We start from the raw sequence: 4093 nt of genomic DNA, 5'->3' as shown, positions 1-4093 counted from the left end.
TACTGCAGGGGGGACCCTGTGGGAGAGTAGGACGCCGCCGAACAATCATTCACGAAGAACCCCCGCCGGGATATCCGGCGGGGGTTCTTTGCGTTTCCCGGAGGATTCCGGGGCCGGGGGAGCCTCACCCGTTGTCGGGCTGCGACTCCTCCTGAGCCTGAGCCGACGGCTGTGCCTGAGCCGACGGCTGTGCCTGAGCCGACGGCTGCGGCTGGCTCGGTGCCTGCGCCTGCGCCTGCGCCTGGGCCTGGGCCTGCACCTGAGCGGAGTCCTGCTCCTCGGGCCGGGCCGGCACGGCCACCGCTGCGGTGCCCCAGGCCGGCCGGCTGAGCCACACCTCCGCGGTGTTGGTGAGCCGGGTGACGCCGGTGCCGTCCGGTCGCATGCTGTAGAGGTCGGACCCGCCGCCGGACGGTGCCTGGGCGAAGACGATGGACTTGCCGTCGGGCGCGTACGAGGCGGTGCCGTAGGAGACGTTGGACGGGGCGGGGGTGAGCGCCCCGATCGCCGAGCCGTCGGGGTGGACGGTGTAGATGCCGCCGCCGGGGGTGTTGTCGGGGCCGGCCGGGTAGGTGGTGAAGACGATCTGGGTGCCGTCGGGGGACCAGCTGGCGCGGTCACCGGCGCGCAGTTCCCAGGGGGTGAGCTGCCGGAGCCCGGTGCCGTCCGCGCCGACCACGTAGACGGCGCGGCTGTTGGCGGGCTGGCCGGTGGCGCTGGTGCGGTACTCGAAGGTGAGCTGCTTGCCGTCGGGGGACCAGCTGGGGTTGCTGACCTGGCCGGAGTACGGCTTGTCGTTGGTGAGGAAGGTGAGCCGCTGGACGTCGGTGCCGTCCGGGCTCATCAGGTAGAGGTCCGAGTACTGGACCTGGTTGCCGTTGGCCGCGTCGAGGGCGCCCCAGGAGCGGCTGAAGGCGAGCTGCTTGCCGTCCGGCGAGTACGCGGGTGCGCGCTCGTCCTCGTTGGCGCAGTCGGCGGTGCCGCTCTCGCAGAGCTGGCCGATCTGGTGGGCGCCCTCGCCGCTGGCCGCGACCGTCCAGAGCCGGGCGGTGCCGCTCTGCGGGTCGGTCCGGTCGAAGGAGATGACGGCGCCGTCCGGAGACCAGTCGGGGCGGTCGTCGCGGGCGCGCTCCGGCGGCTGGGTGACCTGGTGAGGGGCGGTTCCGTCAGGGGCCAGGGTGACGATGGCGGTGGTGGTGCGGGTGGCGTCGACGAAGGCGCGGCCGACGATCAGACCGTTGTGGGCGGTGACCGCGGGTGCTTCCGCGGCGGCGCCCACCACGCCGGGGGTGGCCGGGGCGGTCGGTTCGGGGGTGGCGGCGGGGGTGTCCGCCTGGATCTCGGAGAGCGGGATGTCTCCGGGTTCGGCCCCGCATCCGGTGAGCAGGGTGCCCAGCAGCAGAAGGCCCGCACCGGCGGTTGCGCGGGTGCGGGCCTTGGGGGTGGGCGACTGTCGTGTGCCGGCCATCCGTGTCATCTCCGTCTCCGACCTTCCGGCCGCTCCGACGTTCGCTCCGTCGCCGATTCAGGACGAGGGCCCCAGAAGGGAGCTGTCACTGTGTCAGACGGAGGGCGCCGATGGCCGAGCGACACGCGACACTGCGCGCACGCTCCGCCACACGGAGTAGGAAGTCGGTCGGAGGGGAGGCGGTGGAGGGAGGGCCGTGGAGGGGAGGGCGGTCAGCCCCGGGCGGCTCGGCGCTCGGCCTTGGCCGCCGCCTCCGCCTCGTCCTCGGCCTCGGCGACCTCCAGGGTGGGCGCGGTGCCGTCGAGGTGCGTGGGCAGCCACCAGGTGTCGTCCGGTCCTGAGGGCTTGCCGGGGTACTCGCGCTGGGCCTGGTCGAGCATCTCCGCCATGGCGGCGCGCAGGCGTCTGGTGACCATCACGGGCTTGTCGTTCGGCCCGAGGTGAATCGGTTCGCCGATCATGATGGTGACCGGGACGTGGCGCTTGGTCAGGGTCTTGGGGCGGCCCTTGGTCCAGAGCTGCTGGGTGCCCCAGAGGATCACGGGCAGCAGGGGGGTGCCGGAGTCGGCGGCCATGCGGGCGGCGCCGGTCTTGAACTTCTTCAGCATGAACGAACGGCTGATGGTCGCCTCGGGGAACACCCCGACGACCTCGCCGGCCCGGAGCGCGCGCACGGCGGCCTCGTAGGCGGGCTGGCCGTCGGTGCGGTCGACGGGGATGTGCTTCATCCCGCGCATCAGCGGACCGGAGACCGCGTGCTTGAAGACGTCGTCCTTGGCCATGAAGCGGGTCTTGCGCTTGCCGCCGCGGTAGGCGCCCAGGCCGGCGAAGAGGAAGTCCAGGTAGCTGATGTGATTGCTGACGAGCACGGCACCGCCGTCGGCGGGGATGTGCTCGGCACCCACGATCCTGATCCGCACGTCGAGCGCGCGGAAGGCGGTGAGTGCGGCGCCGATCACCGGCGGGTACACGAACTCTGCCACGGTCAGTCCTGACTTCCACGGGCCGGGGCCCGGTACGGCGGTACCCGCGCCGTCGGGAGGGGGCCGACCGGAGCGCGGCACGCCGCGGCGGTCACGGGTGATTCACGGAGATGATCCCCCGAACGAGTGCCTGCTGTCACCTGAGGCGTCCGGTCAAGCGGATTTTCGCGGTGTGATCTCCGTGATGAGAACGGACGGGAACTTTTCCCGTCCCGGGCGGCCCGGTCAGGCCCCGGCGCCGAGCCGGCCCTGGGCCCGGCGGACCAGCGGGTAGATCTCGGAGCCGGGACAGTAGCCGAACGCGGCGTTGAGGAAGGCCGCGACGAGGGCGAAGGCGGTGGTCAGCACGCCGAGCCAGACCACCCCGGTGAGGTAGCCGAGCGTGCCGACGGCGGCGAAGACGAGGCCGACGCCCTGGGCGAACCGGGGCGGCCGCTCGTCCTCGGTCTCGGACGGAGGGCCCAGCCGGGGGAGCAGCACCGTCCGGAACAGCCAGCCGTAAGGGGAGAGCCGCGGGCCGCCGATCGCGCCGGCGGCGAAGACGAGCCCCTGGGCGGCGAGCAGGACGGGGCTGCCGGTGATCAGGGAGGCGGCCAGGACGACGAAGGTGAGGGCGGCGGCGAAACGGGGACCGCGGGGGTCTATCTGCACGGGGGCTCCGGGAGGGTCGCGACGGGCGGCGGCGGGGCGCGTCAGCGACAGCGGGTGGTGGTGGCCCGGCCCAGGTCGACGACGCGGCGGGAGGTCGGCAGCGGTGGGGCGGCGCGGTCGGAGTCCACCCGCCGATCGTACGCGCGCCCCGCGGGGCGGTCGACCTCCTTTCCGGACCCCGGGGGCGCTGGCGCAGACTGGGGGGCGACGGGATCGGTGAGGTGCGTCGTCGTGCCGACGGCGGCGACCGGGTCCGGCCTGCTGAGGGCCGGGAGCGACGGGAGTGTGCGGGTGCGGACCGGGGACGGGGCGGTACGGCTGTCGGAGGCGGAGCTCGGCGGGGCGCTCGGGGAACGGGCCACGCTGGTGCAGTTCTCGACGGCGTTCTGCCAGCCCTGCCGGGCCACCCGCCGGGTCCTCGCGGAGGTGGCCGGCATGGTCGACGGGGTGGTGCACGTCGAGCTCGACGCCGAGGACCGCTTGGAACTGGTCCGTCGGCTGGAGGTCCTGCGCACGCCGACCGTCCTGGTGCTGGACGCGGACGGGCGGGTGGTGCGCCGGGCCGCGGGGCTGCCGCGCAAGGCGGACGTGATCGCGGCGCTCGGCCGGGCGGTGTGAGGGGCGGAGCGAATCCGGTCGCGGATGTGCCGCCCCGTCGGGTGGTGTCGGGGGTGGGCTGGGGCAGGATGGGCGCAGGCGGAAGTGCAGCCGTCCGGCCTAAGCTACTGGCCAGTAGTGACCACTGGGCTACTGGCGAGTATGCTGCCAGGGAGTTCCGGACCGGCACGGGAACACGCTGCCCGGAGCGGGTGCGTGCCAAGTTCGCACCCGCTTGCACAGCCGCAGCCGCCGGACGAGACCAGTACAGGAGACAGGCCGTGAGCTTGAGGATCGTTGTCTGCGTGAAGCACGTGCCGGACGCGACGGGTGACCGTCGGTTCGCGGACGACCACACCACCGACCGGGAGGGCGTGGACGGCCTGCTGTCGGA

At 73.3% G+C, this 4093-nt stretch carries 4 protein-coding genes and 1 pseudogene; 2 read left to right on the top strand and 3 right to left on the bottom strand.

The features are described 5' to 3' along the window. Positions 1-124: 124 nt before the first annotated feature. The 3 genes from ACIA8Q_RS33785 to ACIA8Q_RS33775 all read right to left on the bottom strand — a co-directional run bounded on the left by ACIA8Q_RS33785 (position 125) and on the right by ACIA8Q_RS33775 (position 3102). Positions 125-1468 carry a TolB family protein gene (locus ACIA8Q_RS33785; RefSeq protein WP_396318306.1) on the bottom strand — a complete coding sequence of 448 codons (1344 nt, stop codon included), beginning with the start codon at positions 1466-1468 and terminating at the stop codon, positions 125-127. A 212-nt stretch (positions 1469-1680) separates the two neighbouring features. Then, positions 1681-2451 (bottom strand): lysophospholipid acyltransferase family protein, encoded by a 771-nt coding sequence (locus ACIA8Q_RS33780; RefSeq protein ID WP_360223394.1) that lies wholly within the window; start codon positions 2449-2451, stop codon positions 1681-1683. Between the two features lie 225 nt (positions 2452-2676). Beyond that, positions 2677-3102, bottom strand: coding sequence for a DUF4395 domain-containing protein (locus ACIA8Q_RS33775; protein WP_360223391.1), 426 nt, complete (start codon positions 3100-3102; stop codon positions 2677-2679). A 258-nt stretch (positions 3103-3360) separates the two neighbouring features. Between ACIA8Q_RS33775 and ACIA8Q_RS33770 the strand changes: the two genes are divergently transcribed. Both ACIA8Q_RS33770 and ACIA8Q_RS33765 read left to right on the top strand, forming a co-directional pair. Next, entirely contained in the window at positions 3361-3720 is a 360-nt protein-coding gene (locus ACIA8Q_RS33770) for a thioredoxin family protein (protein WP_396318307.1), read from the top strand. Positions 3721-3980: 260 nt separating this feature from the next. Then, a pseudogene (locus tag ACIA8Q_RS33765) lies at positions 3981-4093 on the top strand (electron transfer flavoprotein subunit beta); the annotation flags it as partial.

Origin of the sequence: Kitasatospora sp. NPDC051705, assembly GCF_044453265.1 — a bacterium.
In the GTDB taxonomy this organism is placed as follows: Bacteria; Actinomycetota; Actinomycetes; order Streptomycetales; family Streptomycetaceae; genus Kitasatospora.
This window is presented reverse-complemented; position numbering and strand designations above follow the sequence as displayed.